The organism is Streptococcus sp. WM07 (genome assembly GCF_004570525.1).
Classification (GTDB): Bacteria; Bacillota; Bacilli; order Lactobacillales; family Streptococcaceae; genus Streptococcus.
Genome location: NZ_SPPZ01000013.1, coordinates 1 through 21734, shown reverse-complemented (window position 1 = coordinate 21734; position 21734 = coordinate 1). Strand labels below are relative to the sequence as shown.

The following is a 21734-nucleotide window of genomic DNA, read 5'->3' as shown; positions in this document are numbered from 1 at the left end:
TTCTCTGAATCGGTTGTCTTGCAAAAGGGCTTACATTCTGGTATAATAAATACTCGAAATAAAGACTTTTAAGGTAGGACAGAGAGCCTACTAAGGACTTTTCGAACATCCAGTATGAAGTAGGAGTGGGGCCGTGTCAGCTCTACACTTGTTTTGTAGTGATATTTAATCGAATACAAATCCACCAGAGTCTCATTTCATGATGAGGCTTTTTTTAAAGCCAAATCAAATAAAACGCGCCTTCTTATCTTGATAAAGAATGCCATCGAGATAAGAGAAGATAAAGGGGGATAAAATGGCAGAGAAACGTTTGTTATTTGATATTCATGAAAAGCCAGACACTGCAAAAGGGTTGTTGCTGAGTGTGCAACATGTTTTTGCTATGTTTGGAGCGACAATCCTAGTTCCAATTTTACTAGGCATGTCGGTTTCAACCGCTCTTCTAGCTTCTGGACTTGGGACTCTGATTTATATGGTGTCTACCAAATTTAGTGTTCCGGTTTACCTAGGGTCTTCATTTGCTTATATTTCAGCTATGGCCTTTGCTAAAGAGCAGATGGGGGGCGATATTAGCGCGGGGCAAACTGGAATCATGATGGTCGGTTTGATTTATGTGGTGGTTGCCTTGATTGTTTCCAAAGTCGGTACGGCTTGGATTGACCGCCTCCTACCGCCGATTGTCATTGGACCAATGATTATGGTGATTGGATTGGGCCTTGCTAATACAGCCGTAACTTCAGCTGGTTTTGTCCAAGATGGTGACTGGAAGAATATGCTAGTCGCTGCAGTCAGCTTTATGATTGCAGTAACGATTCAAACAAGAGGCCGTGGCTTCCTACGGGTGATTCCTTTCTTGGTTGCCATTGTTGGAGGCTATCTAGTGGCGGTCTGCTTAGGTATGGTAGATTTTACACCGGTTCAAAAGGCAGCTTGGTTTGCCTTGCCAGATATGGCTTTGCCATTTACAACAGGAATGGCGAGCTTTAAAGAATATAGATTTTACTTTGGACCGGAAGCCTTTGCGATTTTACCGATTGCGATTGTAACAATTGCAGAGCATATCGGTGACCACATGGTGTTAGGTGAAATTTGTGGTCGTAATTTTTTGAAAAAACCAGGTCTAAACCGTACTCTAATCGGTGATGGGGTGGCGACAGCGGTATCCGCCTTTATCGGTGGACCGGCTAATACCACTTACGGTGAAAATACAGGGGTTGTTGGTTTGACTCGGATTGCCAGTGTATCCGTTATTCGGAATGCGGCTTTCATTGCTATTGGGCTTAGCTTCTTCTCGAAATTTACCGCTTTGATTTCAACTATTCCAAGTGCGGTGCTTGGAGGAATGTCCATCCTGCTTTACGGGGTTATTGCAAGTAACGGTTTGAAAGTATTGGTTCGGGCGCGTGTGAATTTCATGGAATCACGGAACCTGGTCATTGCCAGCGCCATGTTGGTCTTGGGCCTTGGGGGTGGAGTCTTGAAATTAGGATCGGACCTTGTGATTTCAGGGACCGCCTTGGCAGCCTTGGTAGGTGTTTTCTTGAACCTTATCCTACCAGCAGCTTCAAAGGAATCTAGTGAAGAATAAATATTTATTGAATATGTAGAAAAGAGGGGCCTACTTCCAAGTGATTATGATCACTGGAAGTAGGCTTTCTTTTTTTATTCATACTTTCTTCTATATAATAAGAAAAAATCTTCTTTTTAAAATTTTTTCAAAAAAATCTTAGCATTTCCCTTGCAATGCTTCCGCGCGTGTGGTAGACTATTCAAGTGCTGTGAAAAACACAGTCTTAGCTTTGATACAAGAGGTTGCGACACGCTCGGTTGCATTGCCACGCAAGGCGGTCGGTTTTCTTGAGGAGCTAGCCTATTACTTAAATAGACGAAAAAAAGGAGAAAAAGATGGCAAACAAAAAAATCCGCATTCGCTTGAAAGCTTACGAACACCGTACACTTGATACAGCGGCTGCTAAAATCGTAGAAACTGCTGGTCGTACAGGTGCTGAAGTAGCGGGTCCAATCCCACTACCAACAGAGCGTAGTCTCTACACAATCATTCGTGCGACTCACAAATATAAAGATTCTCGCGAACAATTTGAAATGCGGACACACAAACGTTTGATCGACATCATCAACCCAACTCAAAAAACAGTTGACGCTTTGATGAAACTTGACCTTCCAAGTGGTGTAAACGTAGAAATCAAACTTTAATAGAAAAGTCTGATGCTGGTACTGAGTGGCAGAATCAGTAGCTATCTAATTGAAGCCGGCCTGAGTGCTATGCAAAAAAGATAAACTTCTTAGTGTTCTTTGGACACATCGTCAGTTTCCTATTTTTGCTTTGCACTCTGCGGCCGTGGCATCTTCATTTGAGCATAAAAAACGCTCGTTAAAAACTTTTTGAAAAAATAGAAAGAAAAGGAACATTTTCTCATGACAAAAGGAATCTTAGGGAAAAAAGTGGGAATGACTCAAATCTTCACTGAATCAGGTGAGTTTATCCCTGTTACTGTTATTGAAGCAGCTCCAAACGTTGTTCTTCAAGTTAAAACAGTTGAAACAGACGGATACAACGCCGTTCAAGTTGGTTTTGATGACAAACGTGAAGTATTGAGCAACAAACCTGCCAAAGGCCATGTAGCAAAAGCTAACACAGCTCCTAAGCGCTTCATTCGTGAATTCAAAAACATTGAAGGCTTGGCAGTTGGTGATGAAATCTCAGTTGACACTTTCCAAGCTGGAGATGTTGTTGACGTAACAGGAACTTCAAAAGGTAAAGGATTCCAAGGTGTTATCAAACGCCATGGTCAATCACGTGGACCTATGTCTCACGGTTCTCGTTACCACCGTCGTCCTGGTTCAATGGGACCAGTTGATCCAAACCGCGTCTTCAAAAACAAACGTTTGGCTGGACGTATGGGTGGCGATCGTGTAACAATCCAAAACCTTGAAATTGTTCAAGTTGTTCCAGAGAAAAACGTTATCTTGATCAAAGGTAATGTACCAGGTGCTAAGAAATCTCTTATCACTATCAAATCAGCAGTGAAGGCTGCTAAATAATAAGGAAAGGGGAAAACAGTCACAATGGCAAATGTAAAATTATTCGACCAAACAGGTAAAGAAGCTGGCGAACTTGCCTTGAACGATGCAGTATTTGGAATTGAGCCAAATGAAGCAGTTGTGTTTGATGTGATCATCAGCCAACGTGCGAGCCTTCGTCAAGGAACTCACGCAGTGAAGAACCGTTCAGCAGTATCTGGTGGTGGCCGTAAACCATGGCGCCAAAAAGGAACTGGACGTGCTCGTCAAGGTTCTATCCGCTCTCCACAATGGCGTGGTGGTGGTGTTGTCTTCGGACCAACTCCACGTTCATACAGCTACAAACTTCCACGTAAAATGCGTCGTTTGGCCCTTCAGTCTGTTTACTCAGCTAAGGTTGCTGAAGACAAACTTGTAGCGGTTGAAGGACTTTCCTTCACAGCGCCAAAAACTGCTGAATTTGCAGCTGTTCTTAAAGCACTTAACATTGATTCAAAAGTACTTGTGATTCTTGAAGAAGGAAATGAATTTGCTGCACTTTCAGCTCGTAACCTTCCAAACGTAAAAGTTGCAACTGCAGCAACTGCAAGTGTTCTTGATATCGTGAATAGCGACAAACTTCTTGTTACTAAAGAAGCGATCTCAACTATCGAGGAGGTTCTTGCATAATGAACTTGTATGACGTTATTAAAAAACCTGTTATCACTGAGAAGTCAATGGCTCAGATGGAAGCAGGGAAATACGTATTTGAAGTAGATACACGTGCACACAAACTCTTGATCAAGCAAGCTGTTGAAGCTGCTTTTGAAGGTGTTAAAGTTGCAAACGTAAACACAGTGACTGTAAAACCTAAAGCAAAACGTGTTGGACGTTACAATGGTTTTACTGCAAAAACTAAAAAAGCCATCATCACACTTACAGCTGATTCAAAAGCAATCGAGTTGTTTGCTGCTGAAGCTGAATAATCTAAGGAGGAAATAGCGTGGGAATCAGAGTTTATAAACCAACTACAAATGGTCGCCGTAATATGACCTCTTTGGATTTCGCTGAAATCACAACTAACAAGCCAGAAAAAACTTTGCTTGTTCCTTTGAAAAACAAAGCTGGTCGTAACAACAATGGTCGTATCACTGTTCGTCACCAAGGTGGTGGACACAAACGTCATTACCGTTTGATCGACTTCAAACGTAACAAAGATGCGGTTGAAGCAGTTGTTAAAACAATCGAATACGATCCAAACCGTTCAGCAAACATCGCTCTTGTACACTACACAGACGGTGTAAAAGCTTATATCATTGCTCCTAAAGGTCTTGAAGTAGGACAACGCATCGTATCTGGACCAGATGCCGATATCAAAGTCGGAAATGCTTTGCCGCTTGCAAATATTCCTGTCGGTACAATGATCCACAACATTGAGTTGAAACCAGGACGCGGTGGTGAATTGGTTCGTGCTGCTGGAGCATCTGCTCAAGTATTGGGTCAAGAAGGTAAATACACTCTTGTTCGTCTTCAATCTGGCGAAGTTCGTATGATCCTTTCAAGTTGCCGTGCGACTGTCGGTGTTGTTGGTAACGAACAACATGGATTGGTTAACCTTGGTAAAGCTGGACGTAACCGTTGGAAAGGTGTTCGCCCAACTGTTCGTGGTTCTGTAATGAACCCTAACGATCACCCACACGGGGGTGGTGAAGGTAAAGCACCAGTCGGACGTAAAGCACCATCAACTCCATGGGGCAAACCTGCTCTTGGACTTAAAACTCGTAATAAGAAGGCTCGTTCTAACAAATTGATCGTACGCCGTCGCAACGAGAAATAATTAGTTTACTGAAACATTATTCCGCCAGCTCGGTAGGGACAGCAAGAGTATTCTTGCTCCCAAGCCGCTGTGGTACTGTATTTTAAAGGAGAAAAAATAAAAATGGGACGTAGTCTTAAAAAAGGACCTTTCGTCGATGAGCATTTGATGAAAAAAGTTGAAGCTCAAGCGAATGATGAAAAGAAAAAAGTCATTAAAACTTGGTCACGTCGTTCAACGATTTTCCCAAGTTTCATTGGTTACACAATCGCAGTTTATGATGGACGTAAACACGTACCAGTTTACATCCAAGAAGACATGGTAGGTCACAAGCTTGGTGAATTTGCACCAACTCGTACTTATAAAGGTCACGCTGCTGACGATAAGAAGACACGTAGATAAGAGAGGAGAACGACATGGCAGAAATGACTTCAGCTAAAGCAATGGCTCGTACAGTGCGTGTTTCACCTCGTAAATCTCGTCTTGTGCTTGATAACATTCGTGGTAAAAACGTCGCTGACGCAATCGCAATCTTGAAATTCACTCCAAACAAAGCTGCTGGTATTATCGAGAAAGTTTTGAACTCTGCAATCGCTAATGCTGAAAATAACTTAGGTTTGGACAAAGCTAACCTTATTGTAAGTGAAGCTTACGCAAACGAAGGACCAACAATGAAACGTTTCCGTCCACGTGCTAAAGGTTCAGCTTCACCAATCAACAAACGCACTTCCCACATCACTGTGGTAGTTGCAGAACAATAAGGAGGTTAACTCGTGGGTCAAAAAGTACATCCAATTGGAATGCGTGTCGGTATCATCCGTGACTGGGATGCTAAATGGTATGCTGAAAAAGAATACGCGGATTACCTTCATGAAGATCTAGCTATCCGCAAATTTATCCAAAAAGAATTAGCAGACGCAGCTGTTTCAACAATCGAAATCGAACGTGCTGTGAACAAAGTTAATGTTTCTCTTCACACTGCAAAACCAGGTATGGTTATTGGTAAAGGTGGAGCAAATGTTGACGCTCTTCGTGCTAAATTGAACAAAATGACTGGGAAACAAGTTCACATCAACATCATCGAAATCAAAAAACCTGATTTGGATGCACATCTTGTTGGTGAAGGAATTGCTCGTCAATTGGAGCAACGTGTTGCTTTCCGTCGTGCACAAAAACAAGCTATCCAACGTGCAATGCGTGCTGGAGCTAAAGGAATCAAAACTCAAGTATCTGGTCGTTTGAACGGTGCGGATATCGCTCGTAGCGAAGGATACTCTGAAGGAACTGTTCCACTTCACACATTGCGTGCAGATATCGACTATGCTTGGGAAGAAGCAGATACAACTTACGGTAAACTTGGTGTTAAAGTATGGATCTACCGTGGTGAAGTTCTTCCAGCTCGTAAAAACACTCAGGGAGGTAAATAACCGATGTTAGTACCTAAACGTGTGAAACACCGTCGTGAGTTCCGTGGGAAAATGCGCGGTGAAGCAAAAGGTGGAAAACAAGTAGACTTCGGAGAATTTGGTCTTCAAGCAACAACTAGCCACTGGATCACAAACCGCCAAATCGAAGCTGCCCGTATCGCTATGACGCGTTACATGAAACGTGGTGGTAAAGTTTGGATTAAAATCTTCCCTCACAAATCTTACACTGCTAAAGCAATCGGGGTTCGTATGGGATCTGGTAAAGGGGCACCTGAAGGTTGGGTTGCACCAGTTAAGCGTGGTAAAGTAATGTTTGAAGTTGCTGGTGTTTCTGAAGAAGTTGCCCGTGAAGCTCTTCGTCTTGCTAGCCACAAATTGCCAGTTAAATGCAAATTTGTTAAACGTGAAGAGAAGTAAGGAGAAGACATGAAACTTGAAGAAATCAAAAAATTTGTTGAAGAACTTCGTGGTCTTTCTTCAGAAGAACTTGCGAAGCGTGAAAACGAATTGAAAAAAGAATTGTTTGATCTTCGTTTCCAAGCGGCTACTGGTCAATTGGAACAAACAGCTCGTTTGAAAGAAGTGAAAAAACAAATCGCTCGTATCAAAACAATTCAATCAGAAGTTAAATAGACTTGGGAAAGGAGAAATCTAACTAATGGAACGTAATCAACGTAAGACCCTTGTTGGACGCGTCGTTTCTGACAAGATGGATAAAACAATCACAGTTGTAGTTGAAACTAAACGTAACCACCCAGTCTATGGTAAACGTATTAACTACTCTAAAAAGTACAAGGCTCATGATGAAAACAATGTTGCTAAAGAAGGCGATATCGTTCGTATCATGGAAACTCGTCCGCTTTCAGCTACAAAACGCTTCCGTCTTGTAGAAGTTGTTGAAGAAGCGGTTATCATCTAATCGAACCGAAAAGGAGAAAAGGTAAATGATTCAAACAGAAACTCGTTTGAAAGTTGCTGATAACTCAGGTGCCCGCGAAATCTTGACAATCAAGGTTCTTGGTGGTTCAGGACGTAAATTCGCTAACATCGGCGATGTTATCGTAGCTTCTGTAAAACAAGCGACTCCTGGTGGTGCGGTTAAAAAAGGTGACGTTGTGAAAGCCGTTATCGTTCGTACTAAGACAGGTGCTCGTCGTGCAGACGGTTCTTACATCAAATTTGATGAGAACGCTGCAGTTATCATCCGTGATGACAAAACACCTCGTGGAACACGTATCTTTGGCCCAGTTGCACGTGAATTGCGTGAAGGTGGCTTCATGAAGATCGTTTCCCTTGCACCAGAGGTATTGTAAGAAACACAAACTATAGTCCCCTGAAAGGTATCTTTCAGGGTGCCCCCTATGGGCGTAAGAATTTAAGGAGAAAAGAATGTTTGTAAAAAAAGGCGATAAAGTTAAAGTAATCGCAGGTAAAGACAAAGGTGTAGAAGCTGTTGTCCTTACTGCCCTTCCAAAAGTTAACAAAGTCATCGTTGAAGGTGTCAACATCGTGAAGAAACACCAACGTCCAAACAACGAACTTCCTAAAGGTGGTATCGTTGAAGTGGAAGCTCCAATCCATGTATCTAATGTACAAGTTTTGGATAAAAATGGTGTTGCTGGACGTGTTGGCTACAAATTTGTAGACGGCAAAAAAGTTCGTTACAACAAAAAATCAGGCGAAGTGCTTGATTAATCACGAAGGAAAGGAGAAGTAACATGGCTAATCGTTTGAAAGAAAAATATCTTAATGAAGTAGTCCCTGCTTTGTCAGAGAAGTTCAACTACTCTTCTGTAATGGCAGTTCCAAAAGTAGATAAAATCGTTTTGAACATGGGTGTTGGTGATGCAGTTTCAAATGCTAAAAACCTTGAAAAAGCTGCAGAAGAGCTTGCACTTATCTCTGGTCAAAAACCATTGATCACAAAAGCGAAGAAATCTATCGCCGGCTTCCGTCTTCGTGAAGGTGTAGCGATCGGTGCGAAAGTAACCCTTCGTGGTGAGCGTATGTACGATTTCTTAGACAAATTGGTTTCTGTATCACTTCCACGTGTACGTGACTTCCAAGGTGTCCCAACAAAATCATTCGACGGACGTGGAAACTACACACTTGGTGTCAAAGAGCAATTGATCTTCCCTGAAATCAGCTTTGATGACGTCGACAAAACACGCGGTATGGATATCGTTATCGTAACGACAGCGAATACAGATGAAGAGTCTCGCGAATTGCTTGCAGGACTTGGAATGCCTTTCGCTAAATAATTCAGGAGGAACTTAAATTGGCTAAAAAATCAATGATCGCTAAAAATAAGCGTCCTGCAAAGTTCTCTACACAAGCTTACACTCGTTGCGAACGTTGTGGACGTCCACACTCAGTTTACCGTAAATTTAAGCTTTGCCGTGTTTGCTTCCGTGAGCTTGCTTACAAAGGGCAAATCCCAGGCGTAACAAAAGCTTCTTGGTAATTTCATGATGCAAAGGACGATCTTTTTCATTAGGATCTTAGTCCTTGCTCAAATTTAAGGTGTGAGAGCGTTAATCAGCCCTAGTGAAAATAGTAAATCTAATGTAGAAGCTATGGCTTCTAGATAGCTTTGTCTTTTTCGCACCAGGCTATAGCTCGAACTTAATTCAAGTTTTGAAGATGGGCTTATTTTAGTCCGTGTTCTGACTTTCTTCACCAACATTTGGTGAAACCTAGGCAGCTGCCTATTCATTAACTAGCAAGTGACTTGCTCAAACTACTAGTAATAAGAGGAGAAATCAAAAAATGGTTATGACTGACCCAATTGCAGACTTTTTGACACGTATTCGTAATGCTAACCAAGCTAACCACGAAGTTCTTGAAGTACCTGCATCAAACATCAAAAAAGGTATTGCTGAAATCCTTAAACGTGAAGGTTTTGTAAAAAACGTTGAAGTGATTGAAGATGATAAACAAGGCATTGTTCGCGTATTCTTGAAATACGGATCAAACGGTGAAAAAGTTATCACAAACTTGAAACGTGTTTCAAAACCAGGTCTTCGTGTTTACAAGAAGAGCGAAGATCTTCCAAAAGTCTTGAACGGACTTGGAATCGCGATCGTATCAACATCTGAAGGTTTGCTTACTGATAAAGAAGCACGCCAAAAGAATGTTGGTGGTGAGGTAATCGCCTACGTTTGGTAATATCAAGATGCGAGAGCGTTAAGCAGCCCCAGCGAAAATAGGAGACCAGACGCAGAAGCTATAGCTTCTAGGAAGGTTTATCTTTTTCGCACCAGGCTGTAGCTCGAGCTCAATTACAGGTTTGTGACTCTGATGTGAGTTCCTACGCTTGTATATTCATGATTGAAGGATTTAGATAGAAGTTGGTCTTCTAAATTTCCTCTTGATCATACCCCGTGAAAACTAGTCGCTTTGCGGCTCGATAATTTAACAGGAGATAAACATGTCACGTATTGGTAATAAAGTAATCGTATTGCCTGCTGGTGTTGAATTGAACATCGCAGATAACAATGTGGTTACTGTAAAAGGTCCTAAAGGTGAATTGACTCGTGAATTTGCGAAGGACATCGAAATTCGTGTGGAAGGAACAGAAGTAACTCTTCACCGTCCAAACGATTCTAAAGAAATGAAAACAATCCACGGAACTACACGTGCCCTTTTGAACAACATGGTTGTTGGTGTATCAGAAGGATTCAAGAAAGAACTTGAAATGCGTGGGGTTGGATACCGTGCACAACTTCAAGGAAGCAAATTGGTTCTTGCAGTTGGTAAATCTCATCCAGATGAGGTTGAAGCACCAGCTGGAATTACTTTTGAGTTGCCAAACCCAACAACAATCGTTGTTTCAGGGATCAACAAAGAAGTAGTCGGCCAAACTGCTGCTTACATCCGTAGCCTTCGTGCGCCTGAGCCATATAAAGGTAAAGGTATCCGCTATGTTGGAGAATTTGTACGTCGCAAAGAAGGTAAAACTGGTAAATAATAACTGTAAGATAGAACTAATTTTCCAAAAATTAGTTTCTAGCTTCATCCCCGCACAGTTGCTGAGATATTTTTGGGAGCCATTAAAAACGAACAAACATATCCTTCAACCGCTGGGTTAGAGACAGTTATTGAACTAAATGATAAGGTAGAAATAGATGTCTTAGTCTGATCTACCGACTCTGTGCTAAGCACAAACAAAAAACTAAGAGGTGAAAATTGTGATTTCGAAACCAGATAAAAACAAACTCCGCCAAAAACGCCATCGTCGTGTTCGCGGAAAACTCTCTGGAACTGCTGATCGCCCACGTTTGAACGTATTCCGTTCTAATACAGGCATCTACGCTCAAGTAATTGATGACGTAGCGGGTGTAACGCTCGCAAGCGCTTCAACTCTTGATAAAGACGTTTCAAAAGGTACAAAAACAGAACAAGCTGCCGTAGTTGGTAAACTTGTAGCTGAACGTGCAGTTGCTAAAGGTATTTCTGAAGTGGTGTTCGACCGCGGTGGATATCTATATCACGGACGTGTTAAAGCGTTGGCTGATGCAGCTCGTGAAAACGGATTGAAATTCTAATAGGGAGGACACTGAAAAATGGCATTTAAAGACAATGCAGTTGAACTTGAAGAACGCGTAGTTGCCATCAACCGTGTTACAAAAGTTGTTAAAGGTGGACGTCGTCTACGCTTTGCAGCTCTTGTAGTTGTTGGTGACCGCAATGGCCGTGTTGGATTTGGTACTGGTAAAGCTCAAGAGGTTCCAGAAGCAATCCGTAAGGCTATCGAAGATGCTAAGAAGAACTTGATTGAAGTTCCTATGGTTGGTACTACAATTCCTCACGAGATTACATCTGAATTTGGTGGAGCTCGTGTATTGTTGAAACCAGCTGTTGAAGGGGCTGGAGTTGCCGCTGGTGGTGCAGTTCGTGCCGTCATCGAATTGGCAGGTGTTGCAGATATTACATCTAAATCACTTGGTTCAAATACTCCAATCAATATCGTTCGCGCAACTGTTGAAGGATTGAAACAATTAAAACGTGCTGAAGAGGTTGCTGCTTTACGTGGTATCTCAGTATCTGACTTGGCATAAGAAAGGGGATCAAATGGCTCAAATTAAAATTACTTTGACTAAGTCTCCAATCGGACGCAAGCCAAACCAACGTAAAACGGTTGTTGCCCTTGGACTTGGCAAATTACATTCTTCTGTTATCAAAGAAGATAATCCAGCTATCCTTGGAATGGTGAACACCATCTCTCACTTGGTAACTGTAGAAGAAGTTAAATAAGAACATCATGGCTAAGTCGCAAAGAAGAATCTTTGCGACTTACAAGCCATTTAGACAAGCGAGTTTTTGTAAAAGTTTCCGTTTTGCAAAAGCGCTAGCCCGTGACAATTGTCACTCATAAAAGGAGAAAAAACAGAATGAAACTTCATGAATTGAAACCAGCAGAAGGCTCTCGTAAAGTTCGTAACCGTGTAGGTCGTGGTACTTCATCCGGTAACGGTAAAACTTCAGGTCGTGGACAAAAAGGTCAAAAAGCTCGTAGCGGTGGTGGCGTACGTCCAGGATTTGAAGGGGGACAAACTCCATTGTTCCGTCGTTTGCCAAAACGTGGTTTCACAAACATCAACCGTAAAGAATATGCGATTGTCAACCTTGATCAATTGAACGTCTTTGAAGACGGTGCAGAAGTAACACCAGTTGCTTTGATCGAAGCTGGAATTGTGAAAGCTGAAAAATCAGGTGTTAAAATCCTTGGTAACGGCGAATTGACTAAGAAATTGACTGTGAAAGCAGCTAAATTCTCTAAATCAGCTGAAGAAGCAATCACAGCTAAAGGTGGATCAATCGAGGTCATCTAAGAAACGATAGAGAGGTTACTCTATGTTCTTTAAAATTTTAAGGGATTCCTTAAAAATTAAGCAGGTCCGGACCAAGATTTGGATGACCCTCTTTATCCTTTTCGTTTTCCGCGTTGGAACGCATATTACTGTTCCAGGTGTGAATGCCCGGGTCCTTGCTGACTTGTCTCAATTGTCCTTCCTTAACATGTTGAGTTTGGTATCGGGGAATGCCATGCAGAACTTTTCGGTTTTTGCCTTGGGTGTTTCTCCCTATATCACCTCCTCCATCGTTGTTCAACTACTCCAAATGGATATTGTTCCTAAATTTGTAGAGTGGGGAAAACAAGGTGAGGTTGGACGACGAAAACTCAACCAAGCCACTCGCTACATTTCCTTAGTCCTAGCCTTTGTCCAGTCTATTGCGATTACGGCAAGTTTTAATACCTTGTCTAATGCTCAGCTGGTGCCTACCCCAAACTGGCAAACCTATCTCTACATTGGCTGTATTTTGACAACAGGTAGCATGATTGTAGTTTGGTTGGGAGAACAAATTTCCGATAAAGGTTATGGAAATGGGGTTTCCATGATTATCTTTGCCGGTATTATCTCTGCCATTCCACGGACTTTCTGGGGACTTTATGAAGATTATTTCATTAATGTGCCGGCAGATCGTCTACAGAATTCAGCGATTTTCCTTGCTTCAGTAGCTTTAGCTGTCTTGGCGATTATTTATTTCACCACTTTTGTACAGCAGGCTGAATACAAAATTCCAATCCAATATACAAAATTGGCACAGGGTGCTTCCTCTAGCTCTTACCTACCCTTGAAGGTGAATCCAGCCGGGGTTATCCCAGTTATCTTCGCCAGTTCTATCACAGCTGCACCAGCCGCTATTGTTCAGTTTATGATTTTAAGCGGAAATGATGCAGCTTGGGTACGAAATGTGCGAGATCTCCTGTCGACAGATATGCCGTCGGGAATTGCCATGTATGCACTTTTAATTATCCTCTTTACGTTCTTCTATACCTTTGTGCAGATTAATCCTGAAAAGACTGCTGAAAACTTGCAAAAGAGTTCAGCCTATATTCCAGGAGTTCGCCCAGGTAAGGGGACAGAGGTTTATATGTCCAAGCTTTTGCGACGCTTAGCTCTTGTTGGTTCAATCTTCTTGAGTTTCGTTGCCATTATCCCAATCGTTGCTCAAAACGTATTCGGTTTGGCCGAGGCTGTAGCTTTGGGAGGAACCAGTTTGCTAATCTTGATTTCAACAGCAATTGACGGAATCAAGCAGTTGGAAGGATACCTTCTGAAACGTCGCTATGTTGGCTTTATGCATACAGATACAGACTAAAATTTAGAGGATATCAGCCGTGGCTGATTCCTCTCTATTTTGTTTTTTGCTAAGTTTATCAAGCGATTGATAGATTTAGTGGAAAACAAAAAGGAGAGAAGACATGAATCTTTTGATTATGGGCTTACCAGGTGCCGGAAAAGGGACTCAAGCAGCTAAATTGGTCGAAGAATTTGGCCTTGCTCATATTTCTACAGGAGATATGTTCCGTGCAGCAATCGCTAATGAAACGGAAATGGGCTTATTGGCAAAATCTTACATGGATCAAGGACAATTGGTTCCAGATGAAGTAACCAATGGAATTGTCAAAGAGCGCCTTTTGCAAGATGATATTAGCCAAAAAGGTTTCTTGTTGGACGGTTACCCACGTACCATTGAACAAGCACATGCCTTGGATCAAACCTTGGCAGCTTCGAACATTCAATTGGATGGGGTGGTTAACATTGATGTCGACCCAAGTATTCTTTTGGACCGTTTGAGTGGCCGTTTTATTTGTCGTAGCTGTGGAGCAACTTATCACAAGATTTTCAACCCGACAAAAGTTGAAGGCACTTGTGACAATTGTGGTGGCCATGACTTCTACCAGCGTGAAGATGATAAGCCAGAGGCTATTAAAACACGTTTGGATGTCAATATTGCTCAAGGTCAACCAATTCTTGAACACTATGCCGCTAAAGACTTGGTCTTTAATATTCAAGGAGACCAAGAAATTGACAAAGTTTTTGTAGATATCCAAGCTGTATTAGAAAAAATCAAATAATCTATAGTTTGTATCTTGCATTAAATCAGTCTTAGTGGTACACTAGTTAGGTTCTGACTTATCTTGTCCCTCTATACCCAGAGGACATAAATCGAAATTTAGGGAGGTACTTTTGCGTGGCAAAAGACGATGTGATTGAAGTTGAAGGTAAGGTAGTCGATACCATGCCGAACGCAATGTTTACGGTTGAACTTGAAAATGGACATCAGATTTTAGCAACAGTTTCTGGTAAAATTCGTAAAAATTATATTCGTATTTTAGCGGGAGACCGTGTAACAGTCGAGATGAGCCCATATGATTTGACTCGTGGACGGATCACCTACCGCTTTAAATAAAGGAAAAAATTGGAGGATTAAGAAATGAAAGTAAGACCATCAGTTAAGCCAATTTGCGAATACTGCAAAGTTATTCGTCGTAATGGTCGTGTTATGGTTATTTGCCCTGCAAATCCAAAACACAAACAACGCCAAGGTTAAAATAAGTTACTAGAAAGGAGAAAACATGGCTCGTATTGCTGGAGTTGACATTCCAAATGATAAACGTGTAGTTGTATCACTTACTTATGTTTACGGTATCGGACTTCCAACTGCTAAGAAGATTCTTGCTGCTGCAGGTGTCTCTGAAGATGTACGCGTAAAAGATCTTACACCAGATCAAGAAGACGCTATCCGTCGTGAAGTAGATACAATCAAAGTTGAAGGTGACCTTCGTCGTGAAGTGAACTTGAACATCAAACGCTTGATGGAAATCGGTTCTTACCGTGGTATCCGTCACCGTCGTGGACTTCCTGTCCGTGGACAAAATACTAAAAACAATGCTCGTACTCGCAAAGGTAAAGCTGTTGCGATTGCAGGTAAGAAAAAATAATATAGGAGGTAAACAGTCTTGGCTAAACCAACACGTAAACGTCGTGCGAAGAAGAATATCGAATCTGGTATTGCTCATATCCACGCAACATTCAATAACACTATCGTTATGATTACCGATGTACACGGAAACGCAATTGCTTGGTCATCAGCTGGTGCACTTGGTTTCAAAGGTTCTCGTAAATCTACTCCATTTGCTGCCCAAATGGCATCAGAAGCAGCTGCTAAATCTGCTCAAGAACATGGTCTTAAATCTGTAGAAGTTACAGTTAAAGGTCCTGGTTCTGGTCGTGAATCTGCTATCCGTGCACTTGCAGCTGCAGGTCTTGAAGTAACTGCAATTCGTGACGTTACTCCAGTTCCTCACAATGGTGCCCGTCCTCCAAAACGTCGTCGTGTATAATTGATTTTAAATTTACACAGCTTTTCGTTTTAAGAGGGAGTATAAAATGATTGAGTTTGAAAAACCAAAAATAACAAAAATTGATGAAAATAGTGATTACGGCATGTTTGTTGTTGAGCCACTTGAGCGTGGTTACGGAACAACACTTGGGAACTCCCTTCGTCGTGTCTTATTGGCCTCCCTTCCAGGAGCAGCAGTAACATCTATCAATATTGAGGGTGTATTGCACGAATTTGATACAGTTCCAGGTGTCCGTGAGGATGTTATGCAGATTATCCTCAACGTCAAAGGAATTGCTGTTAAATCATTCGTCCAAGACGAAAAGATGATTGAATTGGATGTTAAAGGACCTGCTACAATTACAGCTGGTGATATTTTGACAGACAGTGATATCGAAATTGTCAACCCAGATCATTACCTCTTTACTATTGGCGAAGGAGCGACTTTCAAGGCTCGTATGACAGTTCGTACTGGTCGTGGATATGTTCCAGCTGATGAAAATAAAATGGATAATGCACCGGTTGGTACATTGGCAGTAGATGCAATCTACACACCAGTGAAAAAAGTCAATTACCAAGTTGAACCTGCTCGTGTAGGTAGCAATGATGGTTTTGACAAATTAACACTCGAAATCATGACCAATGGAACAATTATTCCAGAGGACGCTCTCGGTTTGTCTGCTCGTATTTTAAATGAGCACTTAAATCTATTCACTGATCTTACTGAAGTTGCCAAAGCAGCAGAAGTGATGAAAGAAGCTGATTCAAGTTCAGATGATCGCGTATTGGAACGCACAATCGAAGAATTGGATCTATCTGTTCGTTCTTACAACTGTTTGAAACGTGCAGGCATCAATACAGTATATGATTTAACAGAGAAAACTGAAGCCGAAATGATGAAAGTGAGAAACCTTGGCCGTAAGAGTCTTGAAGAAGTGAAATTCAAACTTCATGATCTTGGTCTTGGTCTAAAAGAGAAATAGAGGAGGAAAAAATGGCTTACCGTAAATTAGGACGCACTAGTTCACAACGTAAAGCGATGCTTCGTGATCTTACAACTGATTTGCTCATCAATGAATCAATCGTAACTACAGAAGCTCGTGCAAAAGAAATTCGTAAAACAGTTGAAAAAATGATTACCCTTGGTAAACGTGGTGATTTGCACGCACGTCGTCAAGCAGCTGCTTTCGTTCGTAACGAAATTGCAAGTGAAGTATACGATGCTGAAAATGATAAAATCGTTACAACAACTGCACTTCAAAAATTGTTCTCAGATATCGCTCCACGCTATGCTGACCGTAAGGGTGGATACACTCGTATCTTGAAAACTGAACCACGTCGTGGTGATGCAGCTCCAATGGCGATTATTGAACTTGTTTAAAATCATCAATTTTGTTGAGTGTTATGATGATGGAGTCTTTTGACTCTTAGTCTAGCTCTGGTCTAGCACCAGGAGTGATCCTGGTGCTAACACTCATCATCATGATGGTAGACGCTTGTTTACGCAATGGCTCTTAACAAGAACCATGGCGTAAGCAGGCGTTTTTGTTTTTTACTTTAAAAATTTGGTATACTGGTTAGAATAAATGAAAAGAGGACGATTTATGGAGCAATTTTTTCATGAAAACTATCTTTCAAAACTTAAAGAGAATCCAGAACTTTTCATTGGAGTTGAATTAGAATTTCCAATTGTTCATTTACATGGGCAAGCAACGGATCATAGGCTGACAATATCTTTGCTTCGTCATCTTGTTCAACTCTTAGATTTTGCCATTGTGAAGTTTGATGATGACAAACAGCCGATTGAGATTGTAGCTGCCAATGGAGATCTGATTCTTTTTGAAGTTAGTTACAATACCTTGGAGTTTGCATTTGCGAAAGCTGAGAATTTATTTGAAGTTGCTGGGCGTTTTCAGATCTACCTTGACGCTATTCAGTCCTTTTTAGTTCAATACGATCATCAGCTTGTGGGAGCAGGGATAAACCCCAATTGGGATATCAACGATAATCGACCTGTAGTGACAGGACGTTACCAAATGTTGATGCAGTATCTTTCTTTAGGAAAACAACATGCTGAGCTTCATCCTTATATGGATTATGCAGCTTATATTTGTGGAAGTCAGGTTCAGTTTGATGTTAGTAGGAGTCAGTTTTTAAGGGTCTTAAATGCCTTTAATAAGATTGAAGCTGCAAAGGCCTATTTATTTGCGAACTCATCCTTTGAACCTCTGACGGGATGTAGTCTAGCTAGGGATTATCTTTGGGAAGCTTCTATGCATGGTTTGATTCCCCAGAATGTCGGAATTTATCCTAGCGATTTTGAATCAGAGGCAGATTATATTGATTTTAAAAGCCAATCTTCCTTGTTTTATACAATCCGAGATGGAGATTACATGTATTTCGAACCAATTCCGCTAAGGGAGTATTTAGGACAAGATGAAATTCATGCCTATGGAATAAATGGAGAGAATCTGATGCTGAAGCCTGAATCGCGTGATCTTAAGAATCATCGTTCCTACCATTATCAGGAGTTAACCAGAAGGGGAACTATTGAATTTCGGAGTATCTGCACTCAACCCTTGGACGTTACTTTTGCACCGGCAGCCTTTCATCTTGGTCTCTTGATGGAATTAGAAGCCTTGGAAGACTTGCTCGAACGTTCCTCATTTTTCAAGAGTATGGGTCATGATTATGTGCAATTGCGTAAAGATTTTTCTCGTCAAAATTTGAGTGCAAAAGAAAAAGAAGTGATTCAAGCCTTCTCAGAAGAGCTCCTTAGCTGCGCAAAGAAAGGTCTCCAGCAAAGAGGGTTGGGGGAAGAAGTTTTTCTAGAACATTTGTAAATAACTAAATTATTCCAAAAAACCTTGACAAAAATTCGGAATATGGTAAACTTTAGACAATTTAGGGTAAATCGTGTTCGGGAAAATGAATTGGATGTAGTCATTTAAACTTCATCAAACTCTCGGGTCTCTCGCTTACGATATGCGAGAGGCTTTTTTTGAGCACTTTGGACCTAAAAAATAGAAAGGAGAAAACTTGCCGTGTTGGATTACTAGAATAGGAGGATGCTATGGATAAAACGAGGCCAATTATTGCCCTGGATGTCTCCCAAAAAGAGGATCTGGAGAGCTTGTTACGAGATTTAGGAGGGGAGCCTTTATCTCTAAAGATTGGAATGGAATTGTATTTTAGTCAAGGACCAGCAGTCGTCAGAGACTTATTGGAGGCTGGACATCAGGTTTTTCTAGATTTAAAATTGCACGATATTCCCAATACTGTCGCTAGAACGGTATCTTTTATGAGTCAACTAGGATGTCAGATGATTAATGTGCATGCTCAGGGTGGTATTGAAATGATGAGAGCTGCTGTCAATGCCAGAAATAAGTCAGGCTTTCAACCGCTTTTGATTGCTGTGACACAACTGACCTCGACAAGCCCAAAAGAGTTTAAAAGAGTACAGAACTCGAATCGAACCTTAACGGAAGATGTTCTTCATCTTGCCAAGCTTGCTAAGGAGAGTGGCATGGATGGAGTAGTCTGTTCTCCTCAAGAAGTTCCAGCTATCAAAGAAGCTTGTGGAGTGGACTTTTTGACGATTACACCAGGAATTCGCTGGAAGTGGTCACCAGAGGATGATCAAAAGCGAGTAACAACCGCTGAGAGTGCAAAAAAACGAGGCACAGATTACATTGTTGTTGGAAGACCCATTACTAGGGCTGACAATCGTCGCCAGATTTACCAAGCCATTTTACAAGAGTGGAGGGCATCATGATACAGAAACAGTCACTACAAGTAGCACAGATCCTGTTAGATATAAAGGCAGTTAGTTTGTCTCCCGAAAAACCGTTTCTTTGGACTTCGGGATTGAAATCGCCTATCTACTGTGATAATCGTTTAATGATGGGCCATCCTAAAGAGCGAAGCTATATTGTAGAGCAGTTAGCCACGAGAATTCAAGAAACGTTTCCCGAAGTTGAGTATCTTGCAGGTGTCGCAACGGCAGGGATTCCCTATGCTAGTATGGTTTCGCAAATCCTGGATTTGCCAATGGTCTATGTTCGATCGGATGCTAAAAAACATGGTAAGAAAAAAGCCATAGAAGGAAGCTTGCCAAGTCAAAGCAAAGTTGTAGTCATTGAGGATTTAATTAGTACAGGAAAAAGTGTGCTTCAGGCAGCTCAAACATTAGCAGAGGAAGGTGCAGAAATCATTGGTTGTGCTGCAATATTCAATTATCAGCTACCGATAGGAATTACAGCTTTCGAGTATGCAGGCTATCCTCTGATTACCTTGACAAATTATGAATCGCTGATTCAACAAGCTTTGTTACAGGAAGAGCTGAAGCCCTATCGTTCATTACTGGAAAGTTGGCACCGGAACCCAGAAGCTTGGTCCCAAGAAATGGAATAAAGGAGTAAAAGATGAAGTTGTCAAAAAATGATCGCAATGCGTTAATATCGGCTATTATAGCTTCAGGTACGGATGATTTAAATGTTATGTTTTTATCCTTTTCCCTTACATCTATTATTGCTTCGCTAGCGATTAGTAAGGTAGAAGCTGGTTGGATTGCGACAATAACCAATCTTGGCATGTTGTTAGGTGGTATTGTCTTTGGAATATTAGCCGATAAATGTAATAAATTTAAAGTGTTTCGTTGGACTGTAACGATCTTCTCTTTGGCAACTGCCCTTATTTTCTTTACTCCTAATCTGGAATATCTCTATTTGATGCGTTTTATTGCTGGTATTGGAGTAGGTGGAGAGTATGGTGTGGCGATTGCTATTATGGCTGGTTTAGTCCCGAAAGAACAAATGGGAAGGATGTCCTCTATCAACGGAATCGTTGGGCAAATAGGTTCGATAACCTCGGCAGCTTTGGCCGGTTTGATTGCCCCGATTTTTGGTTGGAGAGGACTCTTTTTGTGCGGTTTACTTCCTCTAGGAATTGTTTTTTGGTCTCTGATAGCTGTTGATGCGGATCAGGTTAGTGATTTTGATGCAGACCTCTTGAAGGAAGCGCGACAGGAAAAAGGCAAGATTAAGGATTTGTTTCCCAATCCAACAATTGCTGCCCAGACTATTTGTTTAATGGTGATGACAACTGTTCAGATAGCGGGCTACTTTGGAATGATGAATTGGTTACCCAGTATCATGCAGGAACAGGCTGGAGTAAGTATGAGTGGATCCTCAGTTTGGATGATTACGACGATTCTTGGCATGTGCTTCGGAATGATTGTCTTTGGAAACCTATTAGATCATATGGGACCAAGAAAAAGTTACAGTATATTTTTAGTGGCTTCAGCCCTGTCTGTTTATCTCTTTAGTTTTGCACGGACAGAGTGGAGTATTCTGATAGCTGGTGCTATTGTTGGATTCTTTGTCAATGGAATGTTTGCAGGATATGGAGCCATGATTACTCGACTTTATCCTCACTATGTTCGATCTCTTGCTAATAATGTCATTCTAAATGTTGGACGAGCCATTGGAGGTTTCTCATCCGTTGTGATTGGTTTTATCTTACAGAATGCCACGGTGACAACCGTTATGCTCTTTCTCGCAGGACTCTATCTTCTTAGTCTACTAGCGATGTTGAGTATTTCAAATCTCAAACAAGAGTATTATCAACAACTCAATGAATCGGTAGAAAATATCGATTAGTCATATTTAAATTCGAAAATATGGTTTGTTTCATTGATGGACGGACTGCATAGAGATGAAAAAGCGAAGGGAACTAAATCCACCCGTTCTTCCTAGTTGATGAAAAGGGGTGGGAGAACAGATTTAGAAGGCTGGGATTTTTTACCAGCCTTCTCTTTTTAAAATATAGACTTGTAACGAATAAGATTTTGAGAAATTCTTCGATTTTCCTCCCGCCTAGCAAAATAATTATCGATATGGAGAGTTAGAAGTAGGCAGATTGCTACGGATAGAGAAGTAGAATCTCGTTTTTTATTCCAGTTAGACTCAGTTTTCGGCAAATATAAGGAGATAAATCATAAAAAAATCATTTTATTTATTCGAGAAAAAGCCTTTAAATCAAGATTTCTATCACTATTATTTAAAAAAATGAAAAAAAGTTTAAAAAAATTAAACAAAAGTGTTGCCAAGTAAGTAAGAGTGTTGTATACTAATAAAGTCCTGAAGGGAGAGTTCCTTAAACGGGACAGATGAATGATAAAAGTTCGGGTGAAACGAACGAATTCAAAAAAACTTCAAAAAAGTTAACAAAAAGTGTTGACAAGCAAATGAAGTTTTGATAGAATGATTAAGTTG

General features: G+C 41.2%; 34 protein-coding genes. All 34 read left to right on the top strand.

What is annotated here, in order from left to right; translation table 11 throughout:
* The first annotated feature begins 295 nt into the window (after positions 1-295).
* Complete coding sequence (locus tag E4T71_RS02875; protein ID WP_135036574.1) at positions 296-1588, top strand: uracil-xanthine permease family protein; 1293 nt, start codon at positions 296-298, stop codon at positions 1586-1588.
* A gap of 317 nt (positions 1589-1905) precedes the next feature.
* Positions 1906-2214, top strand: coding sequence for a 30S ribosomal protein S10 (rpsJ, locus tag E4T71_RS02870; protein WP_135036571.1), 309 nt, complete (start codon positions 1906-1908; stop codon positions 2212-2214).
* A 222-nt stretch (positions 2215-2436) separates the two neighbouring features.
* Positions 2437-3063: a 50S ribosomal protein L3 gene (gene rplC, locus E4T71_RS02865; protein ID WP_135036568.1), complete on the top strand. Its 627-nt coding sequence runs from the start codon at positions 2437-2439 to the stop codon at positions 3061-3063.
* A 24-nt stretch (positions 3064-3087) separates the two neighbouring features.
* Positions 3088-3711 carry a 50S ribosomal protein L4 gene (gene rplD, locus E4T71_RS02860; protein WP_135036565.1) on the top strand — a complete coding sequence of 208 codons (624 nt, stop codon included), beginning with the start codon at positions 3088-3090 and terminating at the stop codon, positions 3709-3711.
* On the top strand, positions 3711-4007 hold the full coding sequence (locus E4T71_RS02855) for a 50S ribosomal protein L23 (RefSeq protein ID WP_135036562.1): 297 nt from the start codon (positions 3711-3713) through the stop codon (positions 4005-4007). The genes rplD and E4T71_RS02855 overlap by 1 nt, the downstream gene beginning before the upstream one ends.
* 17 nt (positions 4008-4024) lie before the next feature.
* On the top strand, positions 4025-4858 hold the full coding sequence (gene rplB, locus E4T71_RS02850) for a 50S ribosomal protein L2 (protein WP_135036559.1): 834 nt from the start codon (positions 4025-4027) through the stop codon (positions 4856-4858).
* 102 nt (positions 4859-4960) lie between these two features.
* Complete coding sequence (rpsS, locus tag E4T71_RS02845; protein ID WP_000533765.1) at positions 4961-5239, top strand: 30S ribosomal protein S19; 279 nt, start codon at positions 4961-4963, stop codon at positions 5237-5239.
* Positions 5240-5253: 14 nt separating this feature from the next.
* Complete coding sequence (rplV, locus tag E4T71_RS02840) at positions 5254-5598, top strand: 50S ribosomal protein L22 (RefSeq protein WP_135036556.1); 345 nt, start codon at positions 5254-5256, stop codon at positions 5596-5598.
* 12 nt (positions 5599-5610) lie between these two features.
* Entirely contained in the window at positions 5611-6264 is a 654-nt protein-coding gene (gene rpsC, locus E4T71_RS02830) for a 30S ribosomal protein S3 (RefSeq protein WP_135036553.1), read from the top strand.
* 3 nt (positions 6265-6267) lie between these two features.
* Entirely contained in the window at positions 6268-6681 is a 414-nt protein-coding gene (rplP, locus tag E4T71_RS02825) for a 50S ribosomal protein L16 (protein WP_135036550.1), read from the top strand.
* 9 nt (positions 6682-6690) lie between these two features.
* Positions 6691-6897 (top strand): 50S ribosomal protein L29, encoded by a 207-nt coding sequence (gene rpmC / locus E4T71_RS02820; protein ID WP_135036547.1) that lies wholly within the window; start codon positions 6691-6693, stop codon positions 6895-6897.
* 25 nt (positions 6898-6922) lie between these two features.
* Entirely contained in the window at positions 6923-7183 is a 261-nt protein-coding gene (rpsQ, locus tag E4T71_RS02815; RefSeq protein WP_002885836.1) for a 30S ribosomal protein S17, read from the top strand.
* Between the two features lie 25 nt (positions 7184-7208).
* A complete protein-coding gene (gene rplN / locus E4T71_RS02810) occupies positions 7209-7577 on the top strand; it encodes a 50S ribosomal protein L14 (protein WP_135036544.1) in 369 nt (122 codons plus the stop codon).
* 76 nt (positions 7578-7653) lie between these two features.
* Positions 7654-7959 (top strand): 50S ribosomal protein L24, encoded by a 306-nt coding sequence (gene rplX / locus E4T71_RS02805; RefSeq protein WP_135036542.1) that lies wholly within the window; start codon positions 7654-7656, stop codon positions 7957-7959.
* A 23-nt stretch (positions 7960-7982) separates the two neighbouring features.
* Positions 7983-8525: a 50S ribosomal protein L5 gene (gene rplE, locus E4T71_RS02800; RefSeq protein WP_135036539.1), complete on the top strand. Its 543-nt coding sequence runs from the start codon at positions 7983-7985 to the stop codon at positions 8523-8525.
* 17 nt (positions 8526-8542) lie between these two features.
* Positions 8543-8728, top strand: a complete 186-nt coding sequence (locus E4T71_RS02795; protein ID WP_001085699.1) for a type Z 30S ribosomal protein S14 — start codon at positions 8543-8545, stop codon at positions 8726-8728.
* 305 nt (positions 8729-9033) lie between these two features.
* Entirely contained in the window at positions 9034-9432 is a 399-nt protein-coding gene (gene rpsH / locus E4T71_RS02790) for a 30S ribosomal protein S8 (protein WP_135036536.1), read from the top strand.
* 262 nt (positions 9433-9694) lie between these two features.
* Complete coding sequence (gene rplF / locus E4T71_RS02785) at positions 9695-10234, top strand: 50S ribosomal protein L6 (RefSeq protein WP_135036534.1); 540 nt, start codon at positions 9695-9697, stop codon at positions 10232-10234.
* Positions 10235-10454: 220 nt separating this feature from the next.
* Positions 10455-10811, top strand: a complete 357-nt coding sequence (gene rplR / locus E4T71_RS02780; RefSeq protein WP_135036533.1) for a 50S ribosomal protein L18 — start codon at positions 10455-10457, stop codon at positions 10809-10811.
* Between the two features lie 18 nt (positions 10812-10829).
* On the top strand, positions 10830-11324 hold the full coding sequence (gene rpsE / locus E4T71_RS02775) for a 30S ribosomal protein S5 (RefSeq protein WP_135036530.1): 495 nt from the start codon (positions 10830-10832) through the stop codon (positions 11322-11324).
* Positions 11325-11337: 13 nt separating this feature from the next.
* Positions 11338-11520, top strand: coding sequence for a 50S ribosomal protein L30 (rpmD, locus tag E4T71_RS02770; protein ID WP_202056480.1), 183 nt, complete (start codon positions 11338-11340; stop codon positions 11518-11520).
* A 137-nt stretch (positions 11521-11657) separates the two neighbouring features.
* A complete protein-coding gene (rplO, locus tag E4T71_RS02765) occupies positions 11658-12098 on the top strand; it encodes a 50S ribosomal protein L15 (RefSeq protein WP_135036524.1) in 441 nt (146 codons plus the stop codon).
* A gap of 22 nt (positions 12099-12120) precedes the next feature.
* On the top strand, positions 12121-13431 hold the full coding sequence (gene secY / locus E4T71_RS02760) for a preprotein translocase subunit SecY (RefSeq protein WP_135036521.1): 1311 nt from the start codon (positions 12121-12123) through the stop codon (positions 13429-13431).
* A gap of 103 nt (positions 13432-13534) precedes the next feature.
* On the top strand, positions 13535-14191 hold the full coding sequence (locus E4T71_RS02755) for an adenylate kinase (RefSeq protein ID WP_135036518.1): 657 nt from the start codon (positions 13535-13537) through the stop codon (positions 14189-14191).
* A gap of 116 nt (positions 14192-14307) precedes the next feature.
* Positions 14308-14526 (top strand): translation initiation factor IF-1, encoded by a 219-nt coding sequence (infA, locus tag E4T71_RS02750; protein ID WP_001029883.1) that lies wholly within the window; start codon positions 14308-14310, stop codon positions 14524-14526.
* Positions 14527-14550: 24 nt separating this feature from the next.
* Positions 14551-14667, top strand: a complete 117-nt coding sequence (gene rpmJ, locus E4T71_RS02745; protein ID WP_001808836.1) for a 50S ribosomal protein L36 — start codon at positions 14551-14553, stop codon at positions 14665-14667.
* Between the two features lie 25 nt (positions 14668-14692).
* Positions 14693-15058, top strand: a complete 366-nt coding sequence (gene rpsM / locus E4T71_RS02740; RefSeq protein WP_135036515.1) for a 30S ribosomal protein S13 — start codon at positions 14693-14695, stop codon at positions 15056-15058.
* An 18-nt stretch (positions 15059-15076) separates the two neighbouring features.
* Complete coding sequence (gene rpsK, locus E4T71_RS02735; RefSeq protein ID WP_135036512.1) at positions 15077-15460, top strand: 30S ribosomal protein S11; 384 nt, start codon at positions 15077-15079, stop codon at positions 15458-15460.
* 46 nt (positions 15461-15506) lie between these two features.
* A complete protein-coding gene (locus tag E4T71_RS02730) occupies positions 15507-16442 on the top strand; it encodes a DNA-directed RNA polymerase subunit alpha (RefSeq protein WP_135036509.1) in 936 nt (311 codons plus the stop codon).
* Positions 16443-16453: 11 nt separating this feature from the next.
* Positions 16454-16840, top strand: a complete 387-nt coding sequence (gene rplQ, locus E4T71_RS02725; RefSeq protein WP_135036506.1) for a 50S ribosomal protein L17 — start codon at positions 16454-16456, stop codon at positions 16838-16840.
* A gap of 223 nt (positions 16841-17063) precedes the next feature.
* A complete protein-coding gene (locus E4T71_RS02720) occupies positions 17064-18302 on the top strand; it encodes a gamma-glutamylcysteine synthetase (protein WP_135036503.1) in 1239 nt (412 codons plus the stop codon).
* A gap of 230 nt (positions 18303-18532) precedes the next feature.
* The gene (gene pyrF, locus E4T71_RS02715) at positions 18533-19234 is read left to right on the top strand and encodes an orotidine-5'-phosphate decarboxylase (protein WP_135036500.1); all 702 of its coding nucleotides are present in this window, start codon (positions 18533-18535) and stop codon (positions 19232-19234) included.
* Complete coding sequence (gene pyrE / locus E4T71_RS02710; protein ID WP_135036497.1) at positions 19231-19872, top strand: orotate phosphoribosyltransferase; 642 nt, start codon at positions 19231-19233, stop codon at positions 19870-19872. Before pyrF ends, pyrE begins: the two co-directional genes overlap by 4 nt.
* A gap of 11 nt (positions 19873-19883) precedes the next feature.
* Entirely contained in the window at positions 19884-21119 is a 1236-nt protein-coding gene (locus tag E4T71_RS02705; protein ID WP_135036495.1) for an MFS transporter, read from the top strand.
* The last annotated feature ends 615 nt before the right edge of the window (positions 21120-21734 follow it).